At 64.0% G+C, this 25,344-nt stretch carries 26 protein-coding genes; 19 read left to right on the plus strand and 7 right to left on the minus strand.

All coding sequences use genetic code 11. The features are described 5' to 3' along the window. Window positions 1-122 precede the first annotated feature (122 nt). The 5 genes from ACFVSJ_RS06965 (at window position 123) to ACFVSJ_RS06985 (ending at window position 5,868) form a co-directional block, all read left to right on the plus strand. Window positions 123-1,241 (plus strand): histidinol-phosphate transaminase, encoded by a 1,119-nt coding sequence (locus ACFVSJ_RS06965; RefSeq protein ID WP_387435411.1) that lies wholly within the window; start codon window positions 123-125, stop codon window positions 1,239-1,241. 151 nt (window positions 1,242-1,392) lie between these two features. Beyond that, a complete protein-coding gene (gene pdhA / locus ACFVSJ_RS06970; protein ID WP_387435413.1) occupies window positions 1,393-2,577 on the plus strand; it encodes a pyruvate dehydrogenase (acetyl-transferring) E1 component subunit alpha in 1,185 nt (394 codons plus the stop codon). Beyond that, window positions 2,577-3,557: an alpha-ketoacid dehydrogenase subunit beta gene (locus ACFVSJ_RS06975; protein ID WP_387435414.1), complete on the plus strand. Its 981-nt coding sequence runs from the start codon at window positions 2,577-2,579 to the stop codon at window positions 3,555-3,557. Before pdhA ends, ACFVSJ_RS06975 begins: the two co-directional genes overlap by 1 nt. Before the next feature lie 54 nt (window positions 3,558-3,611). After that, window positions 3,612-5,228, plus strand: a complete 1,617-nt coding sequence (locus ACFVSJ_RS06980) for a dihydrolipoamide acetyltransferase family protein (protein WP_387435415.1) — start codon at window positions 3,612-3,614, stop codon at window positions 5,226-5,228. A gap of 22 nt (window positions 5,229-5,250) precedes the next feature. Further along, window positions 5,251-5,868, plus strand: a complete 618-nt coding sequence (locus ACFVSJ_RS06985; RefSeq protein ID WP_387435686.1) for a phosphatase PAP2 family protein — start codon at window positions 5,251-5,253, stop codon at window positions 5,866-5,868. A 72-nt stretch (window positions 5,869-5,940) separates the two neighbouring features. On the opposite strand, the gene ACFVSJ_RS06990 is transcribed toward ACFVSJ_RS06985, so the two are convergent. From ACFVSJ_RS06990 to ACFVSJ_RS07000, 3 genes are all read right to left on the minus strand, one after another. Further along, entirely contained in the window at window positions 5,941-6,279 is a 339-nt protein-coding gene (locus ACFVSJ_RS06990) for a hypothetical protein (RefSeq protein ID WP_387435416.1), read from the minus strand. Window positions 6,280-6,423: 144 nt separating this feature from the next. Further along, window positions 6,424-6,852, minus strand: a complete 429-nt coding sequence (locus tag ACFVSJ_RS06995) for a universal stress protein (protein ID WP_387435417.1) — start codon at window positions 6,850-6,852, stop codon at window positions 6,424-6,426. After that, window positions 6,849-8,156: a PLP-dependent aminotransferase family protein gene (locus ACFVSJ_RS07000; protein WP_387435419.1), complete on the minus strand. Its 1,308-nt coding sequence runs from the start codon at window positions 8,154-8,156 to the stop codon at window positions 6,849-6,851. The genes ACFVSJ_RS06995 and ACFVSJ_RS07000 overlap by 4 nt, the downstream gene beginning before the upstream one ends. A gap of 110 nt (window positions 8,157-8,266) precedes the next feature. On the opposite strand from ACFVSJ_RS07000, the gene ACFVSJ_RS07005 reads away from it, so the two are divergent. The 3 genes from ACFVSJ_RS07005 to ACFVSJ_RS07015 all read left to right on the plus strand — a co-directional run bounded on the left by ACFVSJ_RS07005 (window position 8,267) and on the right by ACFVSJ_RS07015 (window position 10,783). After that, the gene (locus ACFVSJ_RS07005) at window positions 8,267-9,115 is read left to right on the plus strand and encodes an isocitrate lyase/phosphoenolpyruvate mutase family protein (RefSeq protein ID WP_387435420.1); all 849 of its coding nucleotides are present in this window, start codon (window positions 8,267-8,269) and stop codon (window positions 9,113-9,115) included. Window positions 9,116-9,216: 101 nt separating this feature from the next. Next, window positions 9,217-10,263 carry a hypothetical protein gene (locus tag ACFVSJ_RS07010; protein ID WP_387435421.1) on the plus strand — a complete coding sequence of 349 codons (1,047 nt, stop codon included), beginning with the start codon at window positions 9,217-9,219 and terminating at the stop codon, window positions 10,261-10,263. Next, entirely contained in the window at window positions 10,244-10,783 is a 540-nt protein-coding gene (locus ACFVSJ_RS07015) for a hypothetical protein (RefSeq protein WP_387435423.1), read from the plus strand. The genes ACFVSJ_RS07010 and ACFVSJ_RS07015 overlap by 20 nt, the downstream gene beginning before the upstream one ends. A 21-nt stretch (window positions 10,784-10,804) precedes the next feature. On the opposite strand, the gene ACFVSJ_RS07020 is transcribed toward ACFVSJ_RS07015, so the two are convergent. Next, window positions 10,805-11,656 (minus strand): hypothetical protein, encoded by an 852-nt coding sequence (locus tag ACFVSJ_RS07020; protein ID WP_387435425.1) that lies wholly within the window; start codon window positions 11,654-11,656, stop codon window positions 10,805-10,807. 176 nt (window positions 11,657-11,832) lie between these two features. Then, a complete protein-coding gene (locus ACFVSJ_RS07025; protein ID WP_387435426.1) occupies window positions 11,833-12,399 on the minus strand; it encodes an NAD(P)H-dependent oxidoreductase in 567 nt (188 codons plus the stop codon). Window positions 12,400-12,486: 87 nt separating this feature from the next. On the opposite strand from ACFVSJ_RS07025, the gene ACFVSJ_RS07030 reads away from it, so the two are divergent. From ACFVSJ_RS07030 to ACFVSJ_RS07065, 8 genes are all read left to right on the plus strand, one after another. Further along, window positions 12,487-13,086 (plus strand): TetR/AcrR family transcriptional regulator, encoded by a 600-nt coding sequence (locus ACFVSJ_RS07030; RefSeq protein WP_387435428.1) that lies wholly within the window; start codon window positions 12,487-12,489, stop codon window positions 13,084-13,086. A gap of 260 nt (window positions 13,087-13,346) precedes the next feature. Further along, on the plus strand, window positions 13,347-14,330 hold the full coding sequence (locus ACFVSJ_RS07035) for an ABC transporter permease (RefSeq protein WP_387435429.1): 984 nt from the start codon (window positions 13,347-13,349) through the stop codon (window positions 14,328-14,330). Next, a complete protein-coding gene (locus tag ACFVSJ_RS07040; RefSeq protein WP_387435430.1) occupies window positions 14,330-15,301 on the plus strand; it encodes an ABC transporter permease in 972 nt (323 codons plus the stop codon). The genes ACFVSJ_RS07035 and ACFVSJ_RS07040 overlap by 1 nt, the downstream gene beginning before the upstream one ends. Continuing rightward, the gene (locus ACFVSJ_RS07045; RefSeq protein WP_387435432.1) at window positions 15,298-17,445 is read left to right on the plus strand and encodes a dipeptide ABC transporter ATP-binding protein; all 2,148 of its coding nucleotides are present in this window, start codon (window positions 15,298-15,300) and stop codon (window positions 17,443-17,445) included. Before ACFVSJ_RS07040 ends, ACFVSJ_RS07045 begins: the two co-directional genes overlap by 4 nt. Before the next feature lie 70 nt (window positions 17,446-17,515). Continuing rightward, complete coding sequence (locus tag ACFVSJ_RS07050) at window positions 17,516-19,246, plus strand: ABC transporter family substrate-binding protein (protein ID WP_387435434.1); 1,731 nt, start codon at window positions 17,516-17,518, stop codon at window positions 19,244-19,246. A 233-nt stretch (window positions 19,247-19,479) separates the two neighbouring features. After that, a complete protein-coding gene (locus ACFVSJ_RS07055) occupies window positions 19,480-19,749 on the plus strand; it encodes a type II toxin-antitoxin system Phd/YefM family antitoxin (RefSeq protein ID WP_387435435.1) in 270 nt (89 codons plus the stop codon). 11 nt (window positions 19,750-19,760) lie between these two features. Beyond that, the gene (locus tag ACFVSJ_RS07060; RefSeq protein ID WP_387435437.1) at window positions 19,761-20,003 is read left to right on the plus strand and encodes a type II toxin-antitoxin system RelE/ParE family toxin; all 243 of its coding nucleotides are present in this window, start codon (window positions 19,761-19,763) and stop codon (window positions 20,001-20,003) included. A 14-nt stretch (window positions 20,004-20,017) separates the two neighbouring features. Beyond that, window positions 20,018-21,067, plus strand: coding sequence for a Gfo/Idh/MocA family oxidoreductase (locus ACFVSJ_RS07065; RefSeq protein ID WP_387435438.1), 1,050 nt, complete (start codon window positions 20,018-20,020; stop codon window positions 21,065-21,067). Here the strand turns inward: ACFVSJ_RS07065 and ACFVSJ_RS07070 are convergent. Both ACFVSJ_RS07070 and ACFVSJ_RS07075 read right to left on the minus strand, forming a co-directional pair. Then, window positions 21,064-21,537, minus strand: coding sequence for a hypothetical protein (locus tag ACFVSJ_RS07070; RefSeq protein WP_387435439.1), 474 nt, complete (start codon window positions 21,535-21,537; stop codon window positions 21,064-21,066). The genes ACFVSJ_RS07065 and ACFVSJ_RS07070 overlap by 4 nt on opposite strands. Before the next feature lie 33 nt (window positions 21,538-21,570). Continuing rightward, entirely contained in the window at window positions 21,571-22,758 is a 1,188-nt protein-coding gene (locus ACFVSJ_RS07075; protein WP_387435441.1) for a hypothetical protein, read from the minus strand. Window positions 22,759-23,000: 242 nt separating this feature from the next. On the opposite strand from ACFVSJ_RS07075, the gene ACFVSJ_RS07080 reads away from it, so the two are divergent. From ACFVSJ_RS07080 to ACFVSJ_RS07090, 3 genes are all read left to right on the plus strand, one after another. Next, window positions 23,001-23,711 carry a hypothetical protein gene (locus ACFVSJ_RS07080; protein ID WP_387435443.1) on the plus strand — a complete coding sequence of 237 codons (711 nt, stop codon included), beginning with the start codon at window positions 23,001-23,003 and terminating at the stop codon, window positions 23,709-23,711. A 135-nt stretch (window positions 23,712-23,846) separates the two neighbouring features. Continuing rightward, on the plus strand, window positions 23,847-24,419 hold the full coding sequence (locus tag ACFVSJ_RS07085; RefSeq protein ID WP_387435444.1) for an RNA polymerase sigma factor: 573 nt from the start codon (window positions 23,847-23,849) through the stop codon (window positions 24,417-24,419). Continuing rightward, window positions 24,416-25,261 (plus strand): hypothetical protein, encoded by an 846-nt coding sequence (locus tag ACFVSJ_RS07090; protein WP_387435446.1) that lies wholly within the window; start codon window positions 24,416-24,418, stop codon window positions 25,259-25,261. The genes ACFVSJ_RS07085 and ACFVSJ_RS07090 overlap by 4 nt, the downstream gene beginning before the upstream one ends. Window positions 25,262-25,344: the final 83 nt, after the last annotated feature.

A 25,344-nucleotide genomic window follows, 5' to 3' on the forward strand; every position in this document is an offset into this window, starting at 1 on the left:
ATCCAGCTGTGTCCGGGCTGGACTCGGCTGTGTCGCAGCTGGCAGGGACAGCCGTCGCTGCTGTCCGCGGGCGGCCGTTGGCGGACGGCAAATGTGGCCGGGCTGCCAGTAGGCTTGAAGCCATGACTATTTCTGAGAACGCACCGGAGGGCGTACTCCCTCGTCCGGTCGTGGACAGGCTTCCCAAGTACGCCGCAGGCAAACCCCCGGCTGCCATTGAGGGCCTCACCAGCTACAAATTGTCGTCCAATGAAAACCCGCTTCCGCCGATTCCCGCAGTGTTGCAGGCCATCGCGGACCAGTCAGACATCAACCGCTACCCCGACCCCCTCGCAAGCAAGCTGCGGAACGCGCTCGCTGACTTCCTGGACATCCCTGCTGACGACGTCGTCACAGGAGCCGGAAGCCTCGGGGCGCTGAACCAGATCCTGGCCACCTTTGCCGGTCAAAACGATGATGGTAAGTCCGACGAGGTCATCTACGCCTGGCGGTCCTTCGAGGCATACCCCATCTGTGTGGGCCTCGCCGGGGCGGTCAGCGTGCAGATCCCGCTCCTCAAGGACGGGCGCCACGACCTCGACACGATGGCCGCCGCGGTTACTGTGCGGACCAAAGTGATCCTGCTCTGCACGCCCAACAATCCCACGGGTCCGATTCTCACGGCAGAGGAAACAGAGCGCTTCATCCAGGCAGTGCCGCCCAGCGTGGTCATCGTCATCGACGAGGCCTACCAGGAATTCGTGCGCGATCCCGAGGCCGTTGACGGCATCAAGGTGTACCGGAAATACCCCAACGTGGTTGTCCTTCGAACGTTCTCAAAGGCCCATGGACTTGCTGGTCTGCGCGTTGGCTACAGTGTTTCCGGTCCACTGCTCACACAACACCTGCGGGTCACAGCCACGCCGTTCGCGGTCTCCCAAATTGCTGAACGCGCGGCCGTCACTTCCTTGGAAAACTTTGACCAGGTTGTTGAAAGGGTACAAAGCCTGGTGGATGAACGTGACCGCGTCACCAGCGGCCTCCGGGAGCTTGGATGGTTTGTACCTGAGGCCCAAGGCAACTTTGTTTGGTTGAATTTGGGGGAGAACAGCGCCGAGTTTGCGGCGTTGGCGGCGGAACAGGCGTTGTCCGTCAGGGCCTTCGGAAACGAGGGCGTCAGGGTCAGTATTGGAGAGGCTGAGGCCAACACCCGTTTCCTCGCTCTCTGTGCAGGTTATACAAAGGCACCGCTGGGTTCCTAGTGGTTAACAAATGCGCCAACGCTACTTACTGCCTATAAAGTAAGGACCGAAAGCCAAAATATATGCCTATTCAGGAATGCATTCCTGAATAGGCATATATCCCAGCGACAGACATTGCCCGGCTTTTGGCCGCAGCAAGCAAGGAGACGGAATGGGCTCGACACAACTGCCCCCTGGGGCCGACGAAACTCTGGCGGCAACGTCTGCGGCAGTAGCCGCAAACGATTCCGTGGAGATGGTCCAGTTGCTCGGTCCCGACGGAAAGCTGGGCGCCGATCCAGTCTTCTCGGACTACGCCAAGCGCATCGATCCGGAGAAGCTCCGTCTCTTCTACGCGGATATGGCCAGGATCCGCCGCTTCGACCAGGAAGCCACAGCCCTGCAGCGCCAAGGCGAACTCGCCCTGTGGGTGCCGCTGACCGGTCAGGAAGCGGCGCAGATCGGCTCCGGACACGCGAGTCAGGCACAGGACTACATCTTCCCCACGTACCGCGAGCACGGCGTCGCACTGGTCCGCAACGTGGATCTGGCGGAGTTGCTGCGGCAGTTCCGGGGAGTCTCCAACGGTGGTTGGGATCCGCGCCAGAACAACTTCCACCTGTACACCCTGGTTCTCGCGGCGCAGACGCTCCATGCCGTTGGCTACGCCATGGGGATCCAGCGCGACCAGAAGATGGCCGTGGACTCCACCGATCCCAAGGCCGCCGTCATCGCCTACTTCGGCGACGGCGCCAGCTCCGAGGGCGATGTCCATGAGTCCATGGTGTTTGCGGCCTCCTACGACGCACCTGTGGTGTTCTTCTGCCAGAACAACCACTGGGCCATCTCCGTGCCCACGGAAGTCCAGACGAAGGTGCCTCTGGCCAACCGTGCCAAGGGCTACGGTTTCCCGGGCATCCGGGTGGACGGCAACGACGTCATCGCCGTTCACGCCGTCACGGAGTGGGCACTCGAGCACGCCCGCGAGGGTCGGGGTCCCGTCCTCATCGAGGCTTACACCTACCGCCTTGGCGCCCACACCACCGCTGACGACCCCACCAAGTACCGCGAGTCGGCCGAGGAAGCCGCCTGGCGTGAGAAGGATCCCCTGGATCGCCTGGAGAAGTACCTGCGGTCCGAAGGACTGGCGGACGATGCGTTCTTCGAGCAGGTCAAGGCCGACGGTGACGAACTCGCCACCTATGTGCGGGACACAACGCACGGCCTTGAGGTTCCGAACATCAGGGACGCCTTTGCCAACGTGTACGCCGAACAACACCCGCTGATCGCGGAAGAACTGGCTTGGTTCGAGGAATACTCGGCAGGCTTCGAAAGCGACGAGGAGGCAGCTAACTGATGGCAACCATGACCATTGCCAAGGCCATCAACGAGGGTCTGCGCGCCTCCCTGAAGAACAACCCGAAATCTCTCCTGATGGGTGAGGACATCGGCCACCTGGGCGGCGTCTACCGCGTCACTGACGGCCTCATCAAGGAATTCGGCGAAGACCGCGTGGTGGACAGTCCGCTGGCCGAGTCCGGCATCGTCGGCACGGCCATCGGCTTGGCCCTGCGTGGCTACACTCCCGTCTGCGAGATCCAGTTCGACGGGTTCGTCTTTCCCTCGTTCAACCAGATCACCACCCAGTTGGCCAAGATCCACGCCCGGAGCCATGGCCAGCTGACCGTGCCGGTAGTCATCCGGATTCCGTACGGCGGTGGCATCGGTTCCGTGGAACACCACTCCGAATCACCCGAGGCATTGTTCGCCCACACGGCCGGCCTGCGCATCATCTCCCCGTCCAATCCACACGACGCCTACTGGATGATCCAGAAGGCCGTCGAATGCAAGGACCCCGTGATTTTCTTCGAGCCCAAGCGCCGTTACTGGCTCAAGGGCGAGGTGGACGTTGAGAACGCCGGCCTTTCGGAGGATCCGTTCAAGGCACACGTGCTCCGGGAGGGCACGGATGCCACCATCGTCGCTTACGGTCCGTTGGTGCCCGTCGCTCTGGCGGCTGCCAACGCGGCAGCGGAAGACGGCCGAAGCATCGAGGTGGTGGACCTGCGCTCCATTTCCCCGCTGGACTTCGACACCATCGAGGATTCGGTGAAGAAGACGGGCCGCCTGATCGTGGCCCACGAAGCCCCGACCTTTGGCGGAATCGGTGGCGAAATCGCAGCACGCATTACTGAGCGGGCGTTCCTTCACCTTGAGGCCCCCGTGATCCGCGTTGGCGGTTTCCACATGCCCTACCCGGTGGCGAAGGTTGAGGAAGACTACTTGCCGGACATCGACAAGATTCTTGAAGCACTAGACCGCTCCCTGGCCTACTAACCCGCCCTGATCCAGCCCGCTTCTGCAGGGCGCACGGAAAATCCGAGGACCACTGTGACTGTAAAGAAATTCAACCTGCCGGACGTTGGCGAAGGCCTCACCGAAGCCGAAGTAGTGGCTTGGAAGGTCAAGCCGGGCGACACCGTCGCGATCAACGACGTCCTGTGCGAGATTGAGACTGCCAAATCGCTCGTTGAGCTGCCTTCGCCCTTCGCCGGCACGGTCACGGAGCTCTTGGTCCAGGAAGGCGTCACGGTTGAGGTGGGCACGCCTATCGTGGCCGTCTCGGACAACCAGCCAGGAGACGGTGCCCCCCAGCCTCCGGCACCGTCCGGCGACGAGGAGTTCACTCCGATTCACGGAAAGCTGTCAACGGACGAGGCCACGCCACCCACCTACGGCACGTTGCCGGCAGATTCCGGCGACGCCCTCGCGGGCGGTCCGCTCGTGGGCTCTGGTCCAAAGGCCGACGCCGTCAAGCGCCGCCCGCGCAAACGTCCGGCACCCGCGGCGGTCGCCACGGACCGGGTCGCCGAAACCGCTGAAGGAACGGTCCAGGACCACCAAGCGGTCCTTGAAGCCCAAGCAGCCGTGGCTCCGGTTCCGCACAGGCCCCACGCGGCTGCCGCCGTCGTGCGTCCTGAAGCGCCGGCACAAGCAGGCTCCACCCAGGCGGCCCCGGCCCAGCAGCAGGTGCAGACGCAGTCAGGACTGGCCCAGACGGCCGCGGCCCGCGGCGCGGCGATCAGCGGCACCATCAGCGGGCTGGTCAACAAGGTGCTGGCCAAGCCGCCGGTGCGGAAGTTCGCCCGCGACCTCGGAATCGACCTTGCCGATGTAGTAGCCACCGGGCAGCGCGGAGAAGTGACCCGCGAGGACCTGGTCAGCTACCAGGCGCAGCGGGACGCGGAACTGGACCAGGCAGACTCGTTCTGGGGCGCTTCCAAGAAGCCGCAGGATCAGCGGATCGAACGTGTGCCGGTCAAGGGAGTACGCAAGGCGACGGCCAAAGCCATGGTGGATTCGGCATTCACGGCGCCGCACGTCAGCATTTTCGTGGATGTCGACGCGAGCCGGACCATGGAATTCGTGAAGCGGCTCAAGGCCTCGCGCGACTTCGAGGGCATCAAGGTTTCACCGCTGCTCATCCTGGCCAAGGCGGTGATTTGGGCGGCCGCACGGAACCCGAGCGTCAACGCCACCTGGGTGGAAAACGCCGATGGCAACGGTGGCGCCGAAATCCAGATCAAGCACTTCATGAACCTCGGAATTGCTGCGGCTACCCCGCGCGGCCTCATGGTCCCCAATATCAAGGATGCCCAGGATCTCTCCCTCAAGGAGCTGGCCCTGGCGCTCAATGAATTGGCCACCAAGGCGCGTGCAGGAAAGACGCAGCCCGCGGAAATGCAGGGCGGCAGCCTGACCATTACCAATATCGGTGCATTGGGCATTGATACGGGAACACCGATCATCAACCCGGGCGAGGTAGCGATCATCGCGTTCGGCACCATCAAGCAGAAACCGTGGGTCCTGGACGGCGAGGTGATCCCGCGCTGGATCACCACTCTCGGAGGCTCCTTCGATCACCGCGTGGTGGACGGTGACCTGTCCGCCCGCTTCATGGCGGATGTCGCCGCGATCCTGGAAGAACCGGCGCTGTTGCTTGACTGACGGCAAGGCCACTGCAGCTCCGATGGTTACCGCGCCGCAGCTCCTCACGGGACGGTGGAGGACCGTTGCGCGGGTGTTGACAGAGGTGTTCCAGCCTCCCGTGGTGGTGAGCGTCCTCTTGCTGATCAGCCCGGCCATTGAACCCGGCTTCCCGGGGACCATATGGTTCGGTTTGCTGGGCGCTTTCTTCGTCTGCGTCCTGCCCCTGGCCTACGTCCTGGTGATGGTGAAGCTGGGCAGGATCACGGACCACCACGTCAGCGATCGGCGCCAGCGCACTCCTCTGCTGCTGTTGGCGCTGGCCTCAGTGGTAGCCGGGCTCCTGGTGCTGCAGTGGCTGAACGGGCCCGTCAGCATAGCGGTCATGATCATTGCGCTGATCGGCGGAATCGCTGTGCTGGCAGTGGTCAGCGCGTTCTGGAAGATGAGCGGGCACGCCTCGGCGATCTCGGCCGCAGCGGTTATCTCGGTTTTCATGTTCGGCCCCGCGTGCGTGCCCCTGCTCCTGCTGATCCCCGCCGTCGGCTGGTCCCGGGTGGTGTTGCGTGCCCACACCCTGGCGCAAGTCATTGCGGGCTCAGTTTTTGGTGGTGGCGTGATCGCCGGCCTGTGGCTCCTGCTGCGCGGCGTGATGCTCTGAAGGCAACCCCTGACTTAACGCAGCAAGGCCGCCGGATTCACCGGCGGCCTTTGTTTTGCGCTGAAGAACGCCCTAGAAAGCCGGGTAGTTAACCAGCAGTGCCTGCAGCTCGGAGGTGGACATGTGGTTGGCCATCTCCACGCTGATTCCCATGGCCACCGCGGCGACGGTCAGCATGGCCACGAGCGCCACGGAGAGGAATCGCCAGTCCTTGCGGAAGATGCTGCCCATGGTTTCGGGCATTTCCAGCTGCGGGGCGATCAGGTTGGGGGCGCTGTCCCAAGAACCGTCGTCGAGCAGCGCAATGATGCGGTCGTTGCTGCGGTCGAAGTGCATGGTGCTGATGTTGTTGCCGTGGCGGGCAAGCAGGATGTCGTGTCCGACGCGCTGACGAGGCTGCAAAGTAAGCAAAGAAAGATCCCCTGAAATCGAAGAGTGGAGGTGGCTCACGCCATTGGGGGCATCTCAATTTTATAACGGTTGCCTTTGCGAACTTGCCCAAAAGACGCCAAAAGCCGGGTGAGGCTGCCCACCCGGCGGCGTGATTCGGATCGCTTAAGGTTCGTCGGTCTTGGCGATGTAGACGTCGCAGGGGGCGTTGTGCGCCACGGTGTTCGCCACGCTGCCAAGGACCCGGCCGAGTCCCTGCATGCGCCGGTTCCCTACGACAATGAGCCTCGCATCGAGGATTTCGGCTTCCTTGACCAAGGCTTCGCCGGGCTTGCCGCGGGCTGCGGAGAAGGTGACCTCCAGCCGCTCGTCCTGCAGGCCTTCTGCCACGGCGCGGGCAACGGCTTCAGCTTCGGCTGCGTCGGACACGATCCAGCGGTCCGTGCCAATTTCCACCACTTCGGTGCGGTTGCTGTCGAAGGCGCTGACCACGCGAAGGCTGGCGCCGAGGCCGATGGCCAGTTGCTGTGCGGCTTTGGCTGCCCTGAGGGCCGTCTCGCTGCCGTCGACTCCTACAATGACAACTCCGGTCATAGCGATGCTCCTTCATTGCTGGCTTGGATGGCCGCTGCAAGCACAGGGGCCAGACGGCGTACGCCTTCGGCAATCGTATCCGGCGGGACCGCGCTGAATGCGAGGCGCAGCTTGTTGGAGGGTCCGTCCGCCGGGACGAAGGCCGCGCCGGGGATGAAGACCACGCCGGCGTCGATGGCTTTGCCCAGCAGGGGGTAGGTGTCCACGCCCTCAGGCAGCGTCACCCACACGAAGAAGCCCCCATCCGGCCGTGTCCATGTCAGGCCGGCGGGCATGTGCTCGTCCAAGGCGGAGAGCAGCGCCTGGCATCGTTCGGCGTACAGCGCGCGGTAGGTTTCGATCTGTCCACGCCAGTCGTAATCGCGGAGGTAAGCGGAGATGAGCATCTGGTTCAGCGGCGGCGGGCACAAGGTCACGGACTCCGAGGCCAGGTAGAACCGGCGTTGCAGGTGGGTCGGGACCAGGGCCCAACCGATCCGCAGCCCGGGCGCAAAGATCTTCGAGAACGAGCCCAGATAGATCACGTCATCAGGGTTCGCGGCCCGCATCGGAGCGATCGGGTGGCCGTCGAACCGCAGCAGCCCGTAAGGGTTGTCTTCCAGCACCAGAATATTCGCCGCACGGCATATATCCACGATCCGCTGCCGGCGCTCTTGCGCCAAGGTGATACCCGAGGGGTTGTTGAAGTTGGGGATGGTGTACAGGAACTTGATGTTCTTGCCCGCCGCCTGGAGCGCAGCGATCCTGGCCTCAAGAAGCTCAGGCACCAGGCCTTCGTCGTCCATTTCCACCGGTTCCACCTGCACCTGGTACGCCTCGAACGTGTTCAACGCACCCACGTACGTCGGGTTCTCCACCAGCACCACGTCACCCGGGTTGCAGAAGACCTTCGTCGCGACATCCTGGGCCGACTGGGATCCGGCAGTGATCACCACGTTCTCCGGCAGGGCGTCGGTGATTCCTTCGGCCGCCATGACCTCGCAGATTTGCCGGCGCAACTCCTCCGTACCTTGCCCGCCGCCGTATTGCAGCGCCGTCATGCCCTGTTCGGCGATGATCCGTGCGGCGGTCTCGCCGAGCTTCCCCAGGGGCAGCGATTGCAGGTACGGATTCCCGCCCGCAAGCGAAACCAGCCCTGGCTGCATGGAGATGTCGAAGACGTCCCGTACTGCGGATTGCTTGATGTTGGCAGCCCGCGCGGAGAACAATCCCTCGTGCGGGTGAGCGGCAGTGGCTGCGCGCTCGATGGCGTCGATGGCTTCAGCGGGCAATGAAGTGCCGGCATCCAATGTTTCGTGGGTCACAGTGTTCAGGATACTCCCGAAGGTTGCTAATGAGGCAACATATGTTTTCAATGTCATGCCAATGCGTGGCGACGCTTTACGGAGCCACTGGCAACGGCTGGAATGTACTCATGACATCGCACCGGGGATCCGTGACCAAGGCCGAACACTTCCGCAAGCTCCACGATGCCGGGCCGACGCCCCTGGTCCTGGTCAACGTGTGGGACGCCGCTTCCGCCCGCGTTGTCCAGGAGGCCGGTGCGACGGCGATCGCCACCTCAAGCTCGGCCGTCTCCTGGAGCTTGGGCTTCCGCGATGGCGACCATGTGCCGTGGGGCCTGGCGATGGCAGCCTTGGGAAGGGTCGCGGGAGCAACCAGCCTCCCCGTCACGGCGGACATCGAGACCGGCTACGGCCGGACCGACGACGAACTTCGGGCCACTGTCCATGCGGTGCTTGATGCCGGAGCCGTGGGCATCAATATCGAGGATTCCGCCGTCGAACCGCTCACGGACATCAAGGAGCAATCGCGCCGGATCGCCGTGATCCGCGCGACGGCTGACGACCGCGGGATTCCGTTGTTCATCAACGCACGCACCGATACGTATCTGTCCGGCCTCTTTCCGGATACCGCCTACGAGGAGACCGTGACGCGCGCTGAGTCCTACCTCACCGCAGGGGCCGACGGAATCTTCGTCCCCGGCGTCGTGGACCTTCATGTGCTGCACGAGCTCTCCAGCCACATTGCGGCGCCCGTCAACGCGCTGGCCGGCGTCGGTGCGCCGTCGCCCATGGAACTGCACGACGCCGGTGTCCGTCGCGTCAGCATTGGCGGCAACACCGCAAAAGCGGCATATGCCAAGGTTGCCCGGGTGGCCAAGGAAATCATCGGTGATGGCAACTGGGCGGGCCTCGCCGGTACGCGGAGCCACGATGAGATGGATTCGCTTTTCGCTCCGGGACCCAAGTACAGCATGTGACGCCACGGCCCGGAAACCGCACGACGGCGGCACGCACCTTAATTGTCGGACCCCACCCGTAGCTTTGGGTGGAGTAAGGCAAGCAGGCAAAGGAGGGACGGGTGGCAAGACGCAGTGTGCAATTTTGGCGCATTGATCAACTGAACGGCGATGCGCTGAGTGGCCCATTCCCTGCGCGACGGGTGGCCGAGGTCCTCAGGCGAGCCCGCGAAGACGGGACCGACCGGCGCTTCACGTGTACGGACGGTACCGTGCTGCTCGCCCAGGCTGCCGCCATGTCGCCGCACCCCGTGTTGCTGCTGGACCGGGTCCGGGATAGCAACCTGCCCAGCGTCGGCGATGCCCTCGGACGTCGCAAGCCTTTGCCCTTGGCTCCCGGAGACCACCTTCTCGAAACCACATACTTTGCCTTCCTGAAACGGAATGTCATCGCCGTGCTGACCAGTGGCAACGGGCCGCGGGCTTCCCGCTTGGGGGAGTATCTGGGCGGGATGCTCGGCCTGGAGTTGGGGCTGGTGCCGGTGGTCCGTGAGGACATTGAGGAAATCCTCACCCGGCTGGAGGTGAGCCGCTTCGAGTTCGCCCTGCCGGCCGAGCGGCTGTCCGGGCAACTCATGGAGGGCGAATGGGCCGATGTCCTGGACAGTGCATCCCGGCTCATCACCGAAGGCACGTTCCGCATTTCCCTAAGCGTTGGCAGGTCCGGCAAGGCTGAGGACAAGCAGCGTATCCGCGATCGGATTCAACAGCTCATCGACCTCTTCCGCAGGGCCGGCTCCGTGGAGCATTTCGACTACGTCGTGGCCGAGGGCAAGGACTCTCTGACCGGTGACCGCGAGGTGGTGGATCTCCTGAAGGAACGGTTCATCTCGCACATCGACGTTGACGCCGACGTCTTCAATGATCCTGGAAAATCCGTGGCCGAGGCCGTTTCGATCCTGAACAAACAAGCAAGGGACAACGAGGCCTTCTTCGCCCGAACCCTCCCCGATACCAAGGGGGCGCCGGACAACGGTTCAGTGCCGGATCTCGTCGCTGGCGGCCTGATCGCGGTCCGGGCGGCGATGGCTGCCGCCGTGGCTACGCGGGGCGAGCCAGGAACCCAGCAACAGCAAGGCGGTGCCGGCCATGAGCTTGTACGAGGTTGACGTTGAACGTACGGGCCGGCGCCGGACGCTCTGGCGTTGGTTCCTGCTGCATCCCCGCGCCGATTACGCCTGGGCAACGCTGGCTGTCCTGTTGTGGCTCGGTGCCGCTTTGCTGTTCCGGCAGCCGCTCATTGTCGAAGGCGTTGGCCCCGGCGCGCGCCGAACCCTGTTCCAGACGCTGGCAACGCTGGCTGGTGCCACGGCAGGCCTGACACTCACCAGCGTCTCCATGCTGATCAATGTCCTGGGCAAGAAAGCCGCGCCCGGGCAGCGCGAGTTGCCCCTGGAGAGGCTCACTGCCACTCACCGCCGCCAGATCGGCGAAGTCTTCCTTTTCGCCATCCCCGGCCTCGGGCTGCTCCTTGTCGCCGCTCTGGCAACCATGGTCCTGGAAGGCGACGCATCCACCGGCCTATGGATCCCCGAGGCAGTGGTCTTCGTGCTGGCTCTCGCATGCGTGCTGGCCCTGCTGCGCGTGGCGTGGGCCCTCCGCCGTGTGCTGGCGATCGCCACGGCCTGAGCCAGCAACTGGCCAGGCAACTCAACGCAGGCTCAACGCCACCTCCAGCGTCATTCCGTTGATGTAGATCTCCGCCCGCGTAGCGCCGCTGGCCGAAACCACCGTGTGGGTCAGCTGGGCCTCGATGCGTGGAATGTCGCACACTCCACCCGGCCGGAGCGAACCGCCCAGGTTCACCACCACCGTGGAACCGCTGACGTAACCGGACACGAAATGCAGCGATGACGCGGCGAGGGAATCGTAGAGGGCAGCCTCGTTGTCCAACGGCATGCCGGCGCCCAACAGGCGACCGAGGGCGACGGTCAACGCATCGCCGGAACTCGCGGCACCACGCACGGCCACCAGGCTGTCATTGCAACCGAAACGCACGCCACGGGAGCCGCCGTCGTTGATCGCCACATAGTAGACGGCAGGGCCGAGTTCGGCAGGAGGCTGGGCTGCGGCCGCTTGCGCGGCAGGAGCGCTCGGTGACGTGGACGGGATGGTTGAAGGCCCGACGGCGGCACCCGGCGTCGGCGTGGGGCCCTGACCTTGGGTCGGGGTGCCGGACGCAGGTCCGGCACGCGAGTCGGTTGGCGCAGGTGTTGTAGAGGATGCCGCCGGAGCAGGCGCAGCCCGGTACGGAGCATCGGGCGTGGACGAAGCAGCGGTAGATACAGGCGCCGGCGAAACAGGGGGATCTGACGCGGAGGGACCGCTGGGAGCCGGTGTCTCGGCAGGCGGCGTAGCAGCAGCCGTCTGGACGGTGGCGGTAGGAGCCGCAGCACCGGGAGAAGCCGCCGGATCAGGCGTGCAGCCAACCACCCAGCAACCGAACATGAGGCAGGCGGCCGCGATCGCCGTCGTACTTAGCAGTCCCCGCCCGGCACGCATGACAGCCCCACGCTCCTGTCCGTTTACCTGTCCTCCAACGTTAGGCCGCTGCGGCGGCGAGGAACATGCCGCTTCGGTGTCGGTTCGGACAAGAGTTGGTCACGCAGGGGACAAAAGAGATGCCCCCGTTCCGCCTGGGGCAAACAGGCGGAACGGGGGCAAGGAAATGGGAAGCCTTAGGCTGCGGCTTCTTCTTCCTGGACGGCCGTCAGGGGCTCGAAGATGCCCTTGATCTGCTCAACAACTTCAGCGTCGTCCTTCGGGTGCAGTTCGGCGAAGCGGATCATGGAGCCGGGAACGGCCAGTTTGACGTCTTCCAGGACCTTGGCGCCGGCGATGCCCACGGCCTTGCGGGCTTCGTCCTGCGCCCACACGCCACCGTACTGGCCAAAAGCGGTTCCGACGACGGCGGTCGGCTTGCCTGCGAGGGCGCCGGCACCGAAGGGGCGGGACAGCCAGTCGATGGCGTTCTTCAGCGAAGCGGGCACGGTGCCGTTGTGCTCGGGGGTGACCAGCAGGATGGTGTCGGCCTTGGATGCGGCTTCGCGCAGGGCGGCGGCTTCGGCGGGAACCTGGCCTTCGACGTCGATGTCTTCGTTGTAGAACGGGATGCTGCCCAGGGAGCCGTGGATCTGGACGTCGACGTCCTCCGGGGCGTTCAGCTGGATGGCTTCGGCGAGCTTCTTGTTGTGGGAATCAGCGCGGAGGCTGCCGACGAGGGTAAGAACGGTGCTCTTGGACATTTGGGGTCTCCTTAGTGGTGTTTGGGCCTTCACCGATACTAAACGGACCGCGGTCCGCTTTCTATTCCCGGGTCTAGAATGTTTCTTGTGAGCTTCATCCCAATGCGGCCCGACGTGCCCCTCGGGGCGCCCCATGAGCGCAGCGATGCCGCACGGAACCGTGAGCGGCTCCTCTGTGCTGCCCGCGAGCTGGTGGATGAATTCGGCGCCGAAGCGCTCACCATGGACGCGCTCGCGTGCAAGGCGAAGGTGGGCAAGGGTACGGTCTTCCGGCGGTTTGGCAGCAGGGCCGGGCTCATGATGACGCTCCTCAGTGACTCCGAGTCGGAATTCCAGCGCGGCTTCATGTTCGGCCCGCCGCCGCTTGGTCCGGGGGCTCCGCCCAGGGAACGGCTCGTGGCATTCGGGGAGGGCCGGATCTACTTTGTCCTCGAATATGGGGACCTCTGGAAAGCTGCCGGAGCTTCCACCCGGAACCGCTTCGATGTACCCGCCACTGTGCTGGCCCACCGACATATCGAGGTCCTGCTGCACGAGGCGGGTGTGCCGGATCCCTGGGTGATGGCCATGACCTTGATCTCGGCCCTGGACCCCGAACGCATCGTCAACGACGTCCGCGTCCATGGCATCTCTCCCAAGCGGCTCACCGAGTCCTGGAGTGAGCTGGTGGGACGGCTAGTGGCGTAACCTGCCGTTTCGTGACGCAGTCTGTACATAACAATCTGGCTGCAGGGGTGAAACTGGACCCCGTGAAGCAATATGTGAAGCAGTTATTGTGGTAGTTTCCTCTTGAATGTGACCCATGCCATACAACGGCCGGTGTTCACTGAAGGGGCTTGGGGGAATCAATCGTCCCCTGCGCCAATTCGTAGCTGACACCGGCCACAGCCGGGAACCGCGGAAGGACGAGCTTTGAGCTTTGCCACGATCAAGGGCAGCCGCCCGACATGCTGAAATACCTGTTGAAGCGGTCGGGGATCTACCTGATCATGATCTTCCTGACCACGAGCGCGGGATACTTCCTGGCTGTCTCAACGCTCAAACCGGCCCTGCTCGAGCAGGAGAAAATTCCCCGGCCAACCCCCGAGCAGGTGGCCGCGTCCTTCAAGGGGCTCGGCCTGGATCCCAATGCGAATCCCTGGCAGCGCTACCTCGAATGGCTCGGTGGCATCGTCACCCGCTGGGACTGGGGCCGCAGCCCCAACGGCGCCTACGTCAACGCTGAATTCGCCGATCGCGTTCTGGTCTCCACCCGGCTGTTCATCGCCTCCATCATCCTGACGCTGATCATCGGCGTGGCCCTGGGTGTGTACTCCGCCGCCCGGCAGTACAAGTACCAGGACCGGGTCATCACGTCCTACAGCTACCTGGTCCACATCCTCCCGGCACCCATTGCCTACTTCCTGGTCCAGTTGGGAGCCATCAGCGTCAACGAGGCGGTGGGGCAGCGCATCTTCTTCGTCACCGGAATTTCGACGCCGGGAATCGACCCCGGCTGGCCGGCTTTCGTCGACCTTGTGGCCCACTACGCCGTGCCCACCTTTGCCATGACCATCTTTGGTTGGGCTGGTTACCAGATCGCCCAGCGCCAATACCTGCTGGACAACGTCAACGCCGACTTCGTCCGCACGGCCCGGGCCAAGGGGCTCACAAGGAACCAGGCCATCCGGAAACATGCCTTGCGGGTCTCCTTCATCCCCGTGGCCCAGAGCATCGCGTTCACGATTCCCGCCATCTTCACAGGAGGCTTCTTCGCCGAGGCGATCTTCGCCTGGCCCGGCATCGGCTTGTGGAGCATCCAGTCCATCGGCCTCCAGGACGTCAACGTCGCCACGGCCACGCTGGCCTACGGTTCGGTGATCTTCGCGGTCGGTGCCATCCTTGCCGATTTCGCCACCACGCTGGTCGATCCACGAGTGAGGGTCCAGTAATGACCAACATCATTGATCCCATCGCGGAAATCGACGAATCCCGGGTTGCCGACCAGGATGTCGTGATCGGGAAGTCCCGCATCATTTTCCGGCGCTTCATGCGGAACAAGACCGCCGTCGCCGGCCTGCTGATCTTCCTGGCCTTGTTCCTGTTCTCCCTCCTGGGCGGATTCCTGACTCCGTGGGACAAGGAAACCATCGATCCCCTCAACATCGGCATGGGACCGTCGCCGGACCACTTCTTCGGCACCACCCAGGCCGGCATCGACCTCATGGCCCTCATCGTGGACGGCACCAGGACATCGATCTTCATCGGCCTGATCGTCGGTGGCCTTTCGGTCCTGATTTCCGCGGTCTATGGCTGCACCATGGCCTTCTTCGGCGGCAAGGTGGACGCCACCATGCTGTTCATCCTCGAAGCGCTCATCATGATGCCCGCCATCCTGGTGGTTGCCGTTGCAACGAGTGGTGGCGGGGGCCTCAAGAACCTGCCCAGCTGGCTCCTTCTGATCATCGTGTTGCTGTTCTTCAGCTGGATGGGAACTGCCCGCCTGGTGCGTTCGCTGTCCATGTCCCTCATGCAGCGCGACTACGTCAAAGCCGCCAAATACATGGGCGTTCCGTCCCGCCGCATCGTCTGGCGGCACCTCGTCCCCAACATCGGCTCACTCCTGGTCCTCGACTTCACCCGTGGCATCACAGGTGCCGTCCTGGCCGAGGTTGCCTTCTCTTTCATCGGCATCGGCATCAAGTTCCCCGACGTCAGCCTGGGTATCCTGATCGGCCAGGCCACCGGCCAAGTGTCCTCGTTCCCGTGGATGTTCTGGGTTCCGCTGATCGTCATGTTCCTGCTCACGGGATCCCTGGCCATGATGAACGACGGCCTTCGTGACGCCTTCGATCCGAGCTCCAGCTCGATCGGCAAGGCAAAGCGGAACAAGGCACAGACTGCGAAGGTGGCCAGCAAATGAGCACCAACATTTCCCACACCCCTGCCGAACGGCTGCGCGATGCCGGACTCTACGCTCCCGGCGATGCCGTGCTCAGCGTCCGGGACCTCAACGTCCGCTTCAATTCCGAAAACGGCGTGGTCCACGCGGTCCGGGGCGTGGACTTTGACCTCATGCCGGGCAAGACGCTTGGCATCGTCGGCGAATCCGGCTCCGGGAAGTCCGTCACGTCCATGGCGATCATGGGCCTGCTTCCGGAAACCGCGGACATCACCGGCTCGGTGCGCTTCAAGGGCAAGGAACTGCTGGGCCTGAGCGACAAGGCCATGTGCAAGCACCGCGGCAACGACATCGCCATGGTGTTCCAGGACCCGCTCTCCTCCCTGACCCCGGTGTACACGGTGGGAAACCAGATCATCGAGGCGCTCACGGTGCACAACCCCGCCATGAGCAAACAGGCCAAAGAAGCCCGCGCCGTCGAACTTTTGAAAATGGTGGGAATCCCGAGTCCGAAGGACCGGCTCAAGGCCTTCCCGCACGAATTTTCCGGCGGCATGCGCCAGCGCGTCATGATCGCCATCGCGATCGCCAACGATCCGCGGGTGCTCGTCGCCGATGAACCCACGACGGCGTTGGACGTCACCATCCAGGCGCAGGTGCTGGAGGTCCTGCACACCGCGCAGGAGGAGACCGGTGCCGCCGTCGTCATGATTACCCACGACCTTGGCGTGGTGGCAGGCATGGCCGACGACATCATGGTGATGTACGCCGGTAAGCCAGTGGAGACCGGCACGGTTGAAGACATCTACTACAACCCGCGCATGCCTTACACGCTTGGCCTGCTCGGTGCGGTTCCCCGCGTGGATTCGGCCGAGAAGCAGTCGCTGGTGCCCATCGAGGGAACGCCGCCCAACCTGACCTTGCCCGTGACCGGATGCTCGTTCGCGCCACGGTGTCCGCTCGCCAGCGAGGCCTGCCTCGAAGGCGAACCGGACCTCTGGAAGGTACCGGGCTCGGACGGCCACCGCGCAGCCTGCATCAAGTCGGAAAAGCTCGCCGGCGACGCGGACGCGCACCGGATCTTCCACGCGCCCCCGGTTCCGGTCTCGAAGTTCGACGGCGTCCCTCGCCTTGAGCGTCAAAAGGTCCTGGAACTCAAGGACGTGAAGAAGCACTTCCCGCTGCTCAAGGGTGCCCTTATCAAGCGGCGGATCGGCACGGTCAAGGCCGTGGACGGGCTGAGCTTCGACATTCGCGAGGGCGAGTGCCTCTCGATTGTTGGTGAGTCGGGTTGCGGCAAGACCACTACGCTGCTCGAGATCATGGAATTCCATCCGGACCAGGTGGGCGAGGTGGTAATCGGCGGCGTCAGCAACAAGGCGGCCACGGACCACAAGACCACCATGGCCATGCGCAAGGAAATGCAGATGGTCTTCCAGGACCCCACGGGTGCCCTGGATCCCAGGTTCACCGTGTACGAGGTCCTGGCCGAACCGCTGGAAAACCTCGGCATGCCGAAAGCTGCCATCCGGAAACGCATCATGGAGCTCATGCGGCTGGTGGGCCTGCAGCCGGACCATGTGAACCGCTTCCCCAACCAGTTCTCCGGCGGCCAGCGCCAGCGCATCGGCATTGCCCGCGCGCTCGCGGTGAATCCGAAACTCGTGGTGCTGGACGAGCCCGTGTCCGCACTGGACGTTTCCGTGCAGGCCGGCGTCATCAACCTGTTGGACCAGCTTCGGGCCGAACTGGGCCTGAGCTACCTCATGGTGGCGCATGATCTCTCCGTGGTCAGGCACATCTCCAACCGCGTGGCTGTGATGTACCTCGGCAAGATCGTGGAGACCGGGGACGTGGACGATGTATTCGACAATCCGCGCCACCCCTACACCCGGGCCCTGCTGTCCGCGATCCCCGTCCCGGACCCCGAGGTGGAGCGCACCCGCGAACGCATCATCCTGCAGGGAGACCTTCCCAGCCCGCTGGACGCCCCCAAGGGATGTAACTTCGCGACTCGTTGCCCCGTCTTCGCCGCGCTGCCACCTGCCAAACAGGAGAAGTGCCTTAATCTGGAGCCGCCACTGGCTTCGGAAGGGAAGCAGGACTTCGCATGCTTCTTCCCGGACGGAGAGATTGATGCCGACATGCTGGTGGTGCATGCCTGACGACACATGACTCATTTGAACCCTGTATTCAACTCGCAATCCAAGTCGTAAAAAACATGAAGGGCAAACCATGAAGAAGTACACGACGATCGGCGGCGTGGCACTCGCAGCAGCGCTGATGCTGACCGCCTGCGGCGGGGGAACGCCGTCGGGTCCGGCCTCCCAGAAGGCCGAAGAAGCAGGCGGTGACATCAGCAAGCTGATCAGCGTCAACGCCAAGGAAACCAAGGACCTCGACCAGGGCGGCACTGTCACCCTGGCCGTGGGCAGCATTGGCCCGGACTTCAACAACAACTCCAACGTGGGTAACAGTGCCGACAGTTCCGCTCTGTTGACCCCGGTCAACCCGGCCGCCATCAGCAGCGGCGGCATCGGCGGCTGCTGGAAGCTCGACTTCGACGGCAAGGCCGAGCCGAACAAAGATTTCTGCGAAGACGTCAAGAGCGAAGTCAAGGACGGCAAGCAGACAATCACCATCAAGGTGAACGACAAGGCGACGTGGAACGACGGCACGCCGATCGACGTCAAGACCTTCCAAAACACATGGAACATGCTCAAGGGCGAGGACAAGTCCATCGACATCGTCACCGCAGGCAACTACGCCTTCGTTGATTCGGTCAAGGCAGGTGCCAACGACAAGGAAGTCATCGTCACCACCACCCAGCCGGTCTACCCGCTGGAAAGCCTGTTCTTCGGCCTGATCCACCCCGCTATCAACACAGCGGATATCTTCAACAAGGGTTTCGCCGGGGAAATGCACCCCGAATGGATGGCTGGCCCCTTCAAAGTGGACAAGTATGATGCCACGGCGAAGACCGTGACCATGGTTCCGAACGACAAATGGTGGGGCCAGAAGCCGGTCCTGGATAAGATCGTCTGGCGCCAGATGGAGCCCAGCGCGACCATCGCCGCCTTCAAGAACGGCGAAATCGACGCCACGAACGCCCGCACCCTGAACCGTTACAAGCAGCTGGAGGGCACCAAGGACGCTGACGTGCGTCGCGGCCAGCGCCTGTTCGCCGGTGGACTGAACATCAACGCGCAACGTCCGGCCCTGACCGACGTCGCAGTGCGAAAGGCGATCTTCACGGCCGTCGACCGCAAGGCCATCCGCGACGTTCGCTTCAACGGCCTGAACTGGTCCGAAGAGAGCTCGGGCTCCATGATGCTCATGCCGTTCTCCGAGTACTACCAGGACAACTACCCGGTGAAGGACACTGGCGCTGATGCTGCCAAGAAGGTCCTGACCGACGCGGGGTACACCGCCAACGACAAGGGCATCATGGCCAAGGATGGCGTCCCGGTTGCCTTCAAGATCACCAACTTCGGCGACGACCCCACCACCGGTGCCACCTCGCAGACGCTGATGACCCAGCTCAAGGCTGCCGGCATGGACGTGACCATCGACCAGCGTGGTGACGCCGACTTTGGCAAGGTTCTGGGCACGCGTGACTTCGATCTCACGATCTCCGGCTACACAGTGGGCGCGGATGCCACCGACGCCGTGAAGCAGTTCTACGAATCCAGCACCAACGAAAACGGCCTGGGCGATGCTGAACTGGACGCCGAGATCAAGCGCCTGGCAACCATCGCCGATGACACCGAGCGCAACAAGGCTGCGGTGGAGGTCGAGAAGAAGCACATGGAGAAGTACTTCTCCATGGGCACCGTCCTCAACGGCCCGGAGATCCAGTTCGTGCACACCGGCCTGGCCAACTACGGTCCGTCCCTGTTCAAGAGCAACTCCAACGTTCCGGACTGGACCACCATCGGCTGGGAAAAGGGCAAGAAGAAGGGCTAGACCCCGTCTGGTCCGGCGGAGCTGATTTTTCAGGAAAGAGCGCTGCCGTCAGGAAAGGAAGGCCGGGATCCTCCAACGCACCCCACGGTGCACGGAGGACCCCGGCCTTCCCCATTCCCGACGCTCTCTCACCAAAGCGCCCCTTCAGGCAAACCCTCTCGCACCCGGTAGCCAGACAGAAGTACATCATGTACATTTTGTACTTTTCGTACACACGTCTGTAGAGTTGATCCATGGGTACCGCAGACTACTTCGTGAGCGTCGCCGACCTCCGAATCCATCTCTCAGACACCATCAACCGGGCAGCCTACGGGCATGAACGCATCAGCATTACACGTCGTGGAAAAGTCGCAGCCGTCCTGATTAGCGCAGAGGACCTGGAGCGACTGGAACAACTTGAGGATGAGGCCGATGTGAGGGCGCTCAAGTCCGCTAAGGCGGAGGACGATGGAACCCGCGTGGATCTCGACGACCTCCTGAAGGAGAACGGCATCACCCGTTGAATCGGTATCGCGTGCAACTTAGCAGTTCGGCCGCGAAGCACATCCGAAAGCTGGACGGCCCCTTGCGGCGACGACTTTTACTGGCTATCGCTCAACTCGAAGTCGATCCCCGCCCTGCCGGGGTCAGGAAGCTGTCCGGTGAATCAAACGCTTGGCGGATCCGAATAGGTGACTATCGCGTGATCTATGAAATCCACGACCAGCAGTTGCTCGTCCTTGTTTTTCGTGCCGCCCACCGGCGTGAGGTGTACTGAATTAGCCTTGGGGCATGACATCCTCGCCCATCAGGACCGCCGTTGCCGGCTTCGGCTTGTCCGGCAGTGTCTTCCACTCCCCTTTCATCGCGGCCAACCCCGCCTACGAGCTCAGCGTCATCGCCACCTCGGACCCGGAACGCCAAGCGAAAGCCCGGGAGCGCTACCCGCAGGCACGGATCGTCGATACCCCGCAGGACATCCTGGCCCTGGCGGAACAACTGGACCTCATGGTGCTGGGCACACCGCCCGCAACCCATTACCCGCTGGCGAAAGCGGCGCTGGAAGCCGGGCTCGACGTCGTCGTTGATAAGCCGTTCGTGGTCCGCAGCGCCGACGGCGAAGAACTGATCAAGCTCGCCGCCCAGAAGGGCCGCGTCCTTACCGTCTACCAAAACCGCCGCTGGGATGGCGACTCGCTCACCGTGAAGAAACTGCTCGACGCCGGGACGCTGGGGACGGTGACCCGCTTCGAATCGGGCATGGAGCGCTGGGCGCCCTCGATCGCCAAGGCCTGGAAAGCCGGTGCCACAGCGGAAGACGGCGGGGGAGTGCTGTTCGATCTCGGCTCCCACGTGCTGGACCTCGCACTCCAGTTCTTCGGCCCGGCGCACGTCACCTACGCCGAGATCACGGCCAGACGCGCCCAGGAACGTGCCGATGACGATATCTTCATTGCACTCCGCCACGATTCCGGCGTCGTGAGCCACGTGACGCTCAACCTCAACAGCCACCTGCACGGGCCGCGTTTCCGCGTCCTCGGAACCGACAGTGCGTACGTGAAGTTCGGCACCGATCCGCAAGAGCCGTTCCTCCTGGACGGCGGGCTGCCCACGGACGCCGCGTACGGCGTCGAGCCGGCCGGGCAGTACGGCAGCCTGCAGGCGAACGGCCAGCGGACCACGGTGCCCACTGAACGCGGCGCCTACCCGGAGTTCTACCGAATCCTTGCAGAAAAGATCGACGACGGCGGGACCGCCTCCGCGCTTCCGGCACCTGTGGATCCGGCAGGGTCGGTGGACGTGCTCAAGCTGATCGAGCAGGCAAGGAAGATCGCTGGCTAGACAATTTCCGTGCTGGCGACCAGGGCATAGATCGCTTTGATGTCTTGGCTGCCTTCCTCGGTCCGGCAGCTGCCGGTCAGCTGGACAACATCGGCAGCGACGCCTTGGTCCACCACGGTCACGGCCGTGAACTGCGTCAGCGATCCTGCCTCGGGATGGGTGTAGCGGGCTTCCCGGACATGCCAGTCACGGCCGTTGATGACCACGGGTTCCGTGCCCAGCAGCACGGCGTCGGGGAGGGTTGACAGGAACCCGTCAACTGAGCCCGCGATGTCCTGCAGCAAATAGCCGGGTGTGCGCCGCGAAACGGAAATGACAACGTTCGGGGTGTACTCGCCCGCCCGTTCGGGGCCCGTCAACGCACCCACGGCGTCGGGAACCACGCGCTGGATCCAATCCTCGGCCGGGCTTATGCGGATGGTGGGGTACGCGGGAAAAGCGGGGGAGGGGAAGACCTGTTGCGCTGGCATGGGGATCCTTCTCTGTGGGCGTGAAGTACGGTGCTAGTTCTTGATGAAGTCGACGAAGCCTGTCACGGAATCCTTAAAACCGGAGGGGCTGATCCGCACTTCCGCGCCGGCGCCCAAACCGAGCTCGGCAGTGATCTTTGCGCCGACACCGAGAGTGAGCCCGTCTTCATCCATCGAAGCCTTGAGGGTGTAACCCTCCCCGGCGCCCGCAGCGACAGTTCCCGATGTGGTCAAGCGCTGGCCAAGGAACTCCACATACTGCGACTGGGTCAGCTCCGCGCCTGCACCTGCGCTCGCAGCCGAGCCTGTGACGCCGTCGGCCTTGCTCTTGCCTACTTCCGCCTCACCCGCACTGGCCCAGGCTCCACCCCGGATCTCGCCACCCTGCCCGAAACCGAACAGACCGCCGGCCACTTCTGTTTCGTTGCCGACGGTGAGCTTCTGTCCGGCGAAGGCTTCGGCGCCTCCGCCAAAGAGGAACGCGTTGTTCCCGGCGTGCGCACTGGCTTCGACGCCGGTCATCGCGCGGACGGTGGAGGTGTTGTTGATCCAGCCGTCCAGAAAATTGGTCTTGGTTGTGGTGATGTTTTCGGCACCCACAAACACCTCACCGCTTGCCTGGATGGATGCGGGGTCGAAAGGATTGAAGCCGAAGGGAACGCGTCCGCTGACACTGCCCTCGCCGCGCGCGCCAATGAATGTCTCGTTGGTGGTGCTCGTCTTAACGGGACCGATTTCGCTGTTTCCAGTGACCACGAACCGGCTACCCGCAGATCCGTTTGCCGAGGCACCAAATTCCACGCCGTCCGGACCGACTGAGCCGTGGGCTTCACTCTTGCCTTCGACTCCCTGGGAACCCTTGGCGTCCACCTTGACGGGGCCGATGCTTCCGAGGTCCAAGGTGAAACCGTTGACGTCGGAGTAGCTGCTGCTGGTGACGAAGGCATCTCCCCGGGAAGCGAGTTCCTGCTCCGCCGCGTTGCGCCGAAGGGCCTTGGCGTTGGCCCGCAAACAGGCGGCGGCGGCGCCGAGCCGCTGGGCGAGGTCGCTGTTCCACTGGCTGCGGAACCGGTCGGCGTCGTTGCCGCGCCAGTAGTGGCCGTCCTGGATCAGTGACGTGAGCTGCCGCTGAAGGTTGGTGATCTTCTCTGCGTCGGCATCCATCACTTGCGAAAGACGCCGAAGACCGCCAATATCGGCACCTATCAAACCTTGTCCCACAACCGCATCCCCCTGCGTCCCAAAGTGTTCCGCGCCGCCAGCTCCGACAGCGTCTGACCAGAGCCTAATGTCGTTGGGCAAGCGCCGCGATGGGGACCTCTTCCCAAACTTTTCCGGGAGAGGCGTAACCTGGCAGGCCCTGCCAGCGATGTAGGGGGTGTGCGGGCCACGTCCGCACACTGATCATCCGGCGGCCACCCAAGGCCGCCGGGGCAATCTCCCCAAACTTTTCGGAGGGTTTCATGTCCTTGTTCTCTGTCCTCGCCACCAGCAAAATCGCCGCGGGCGTCCTGGCCGCCGGAGCCGTAGCGGCTGGCGGAACCGGTGTCGCTGCCTTCAACGGCGCCCTTCCCGCAGACCTTCAGCAGGGCGCGCACAACCTCGTTGGCGCACCGGCCCCGGTCGCTGAAAAGGCCGCCTCGCAGGCTGCCGAAGCAACTGACGCCGCAACCGGCAAAGCAACGGACGCCGTCGACACCGCAAAGGCCACCGCCGAGGACGCCAAGGAAGCCGGCCAGGCCAAGGCTGAAGATGCCATTGCCAAGGCCAAGTCCGCCGCAGGCGACCTCATCGACGCCACGCCCGAAGCCTTCGGCCTCTGCACCGCCTTCCTTAACGGCGGCCTGGCTCAGGACACCAAGGTTCCGGGTTACCAGTCGCTGGTTGTCGCCGCAGGTGGCGAGGCAAAGGTTGACGCCCACTGCGCAGCAGTGGTGGATGCCGGCAAGGCCGCTGGCCTGAAGGCTGACGCCAACGCGGATGCCTCGGCAAACGCCGGCTCGTCGGTCGAGGCCAAGCTCCCGGCAGTGCCGGCCACCCCCGCTGTGCCTGCTGTTCCGACGGCACCCGCGGTCCCTGCAGTTCCCGCCGTTCCCGCGACTCCGGCCCTCCCGAGCCAGGTTCCGGGTAGCGGTCCGGCAGCCCCCGGCGCAGCCCTCGATTCTGTCCGCTAAGCACCTGGCGGCTACGGTTTAAAGGCGGGGGCTCCGGTTCTTACCGGGAGCCCCCGCTACGAAACGGACGGCAGCGCCAGCACTTCCACAGGCCCCTGGACGTCGCTGCGCTGCGCTGGATGGAGGCATCCGCGGGTGCTTAACCCTTTAGTCGAACAGAATGTGCAGACGGATCAGGACGATCCCGCTCTGCTCTTCACGGCTGCCTACAATGCCTTCTCCGGACCGGTCTTCGGCTATCTCCGCGCACGAGGCGTGGATGATCCCGAGGCGCTGACGCAGGATGTCTTCCTGGCGCTCTACCCGAAACTGGCAACCCTTCACGGAGGGCTGCAAGGGGCCAAGACACTTCTCTTCTCGATCGCCCACGCGCGGATGGTGGACCACTACCGGAGGCGGGAACGCACCCCCGAACCGGCTCCGTATGAAGCGGACCTGGACAGCCGGAGCGCCCCTTCCGCCGAGGACCAGGCCGTCAGCGGCCTGGGGGTCACCGAGCTGATGGAGGGCCTCGCCGATGACTATCGTGAGGTCCTGGCGCTCCGTGTGGTCGCGGACCTCTCGGTGGAAGAAGCAGCGGACATCATGGGCAAATCCCAAGGAGCCGTCAAACAGCTGCAACGCAGGGCCTTGAACGCGCTCCGAAAAAGGGCCTTGGGAAACAAAACATTGGGGAAGCATGCAGTGCAAAGGAACGGCGCATCATGAGCGATAACACCAAACGGCATCAGGCCGAAGCTGCCGTCGACCGCCTGCTCGCCGACTCCGGATTCACGCAGGGCAACGACATCCGCGACGAACTCCTCGAACTCCGCTCGCTCGCCGCCACGGCGCCCCTGCCCTCCGATGCCGTGCGCGCCCTCATGGCCGGCAGCGCCGCTACCGCCAGGATCACGACGACGGATGGCCCGTCCGCGGTGAAAGACCTGCCGACTGCGGTCCTTGCCGCAGTCGACGCCGGGTCCGGCGGGCAGCCCGCCACTGAAGCACCCGCGCCACAGGCACCTGTCCGCGACGAACTGGCCTCCCGCCGTCGTAAGCGCCGTGCTGCAATCGCCGGACTTGCCGTCGCGGTATCGCTGGCAGGCGGCGCTACAGCCGCTGCCGCCCAGGAGGGCGGAATCCCGGGGACGTTCCAGCATCTCGGCGCGGCCATCGGCTCCGTGGTGTCGCAGCTTGCCCCGGGGCCAGCCCCTGCACCGCAACCGGAGCGGCCGGCGGGGCCTGTTGAAAAACTGCCCACACACGGTGTCCACCCAGCACCGACCGCCCCCAATACAACGGGCAGTGCCGGCGGAGCCACGGGAACCGGGCCTTCGACGGGCACGGACCACGGCAACTCCGTAAAGCCCCAAGGCGGCGGAGCGTCCCAGGCACCCAAGGCCCCGGGGAACGCGGGCAACGTGCCCCTTCCCGCACCCGGGATTACGCCGCCGTCCCTCGGAACACCGGATCTTCCGCCGAGCCTGGGTCCGTCCACCCTTCCGGTCCCCGTGCCCGCGCAGGTGATCCCCGAGGTCCCCAAGGCCCCAAGCAACCCCGCGAAGTGACAGTTAATGACAATGTTTCGCGTGAACATTGTCATTAAGTGCCATCTCGGCGGGGCAATAAGACAGACGACGGCGGGGTGCGG

The sequence above is a fragment of the Paenarthrobacter sp. NPDC058040 genome, assembly GCF_042885775.1.
GTDB lineage: Bacteria > Actinomycetota > Actinomycetes > Actinomycetales > Micrococcaceae > Arthrobacter.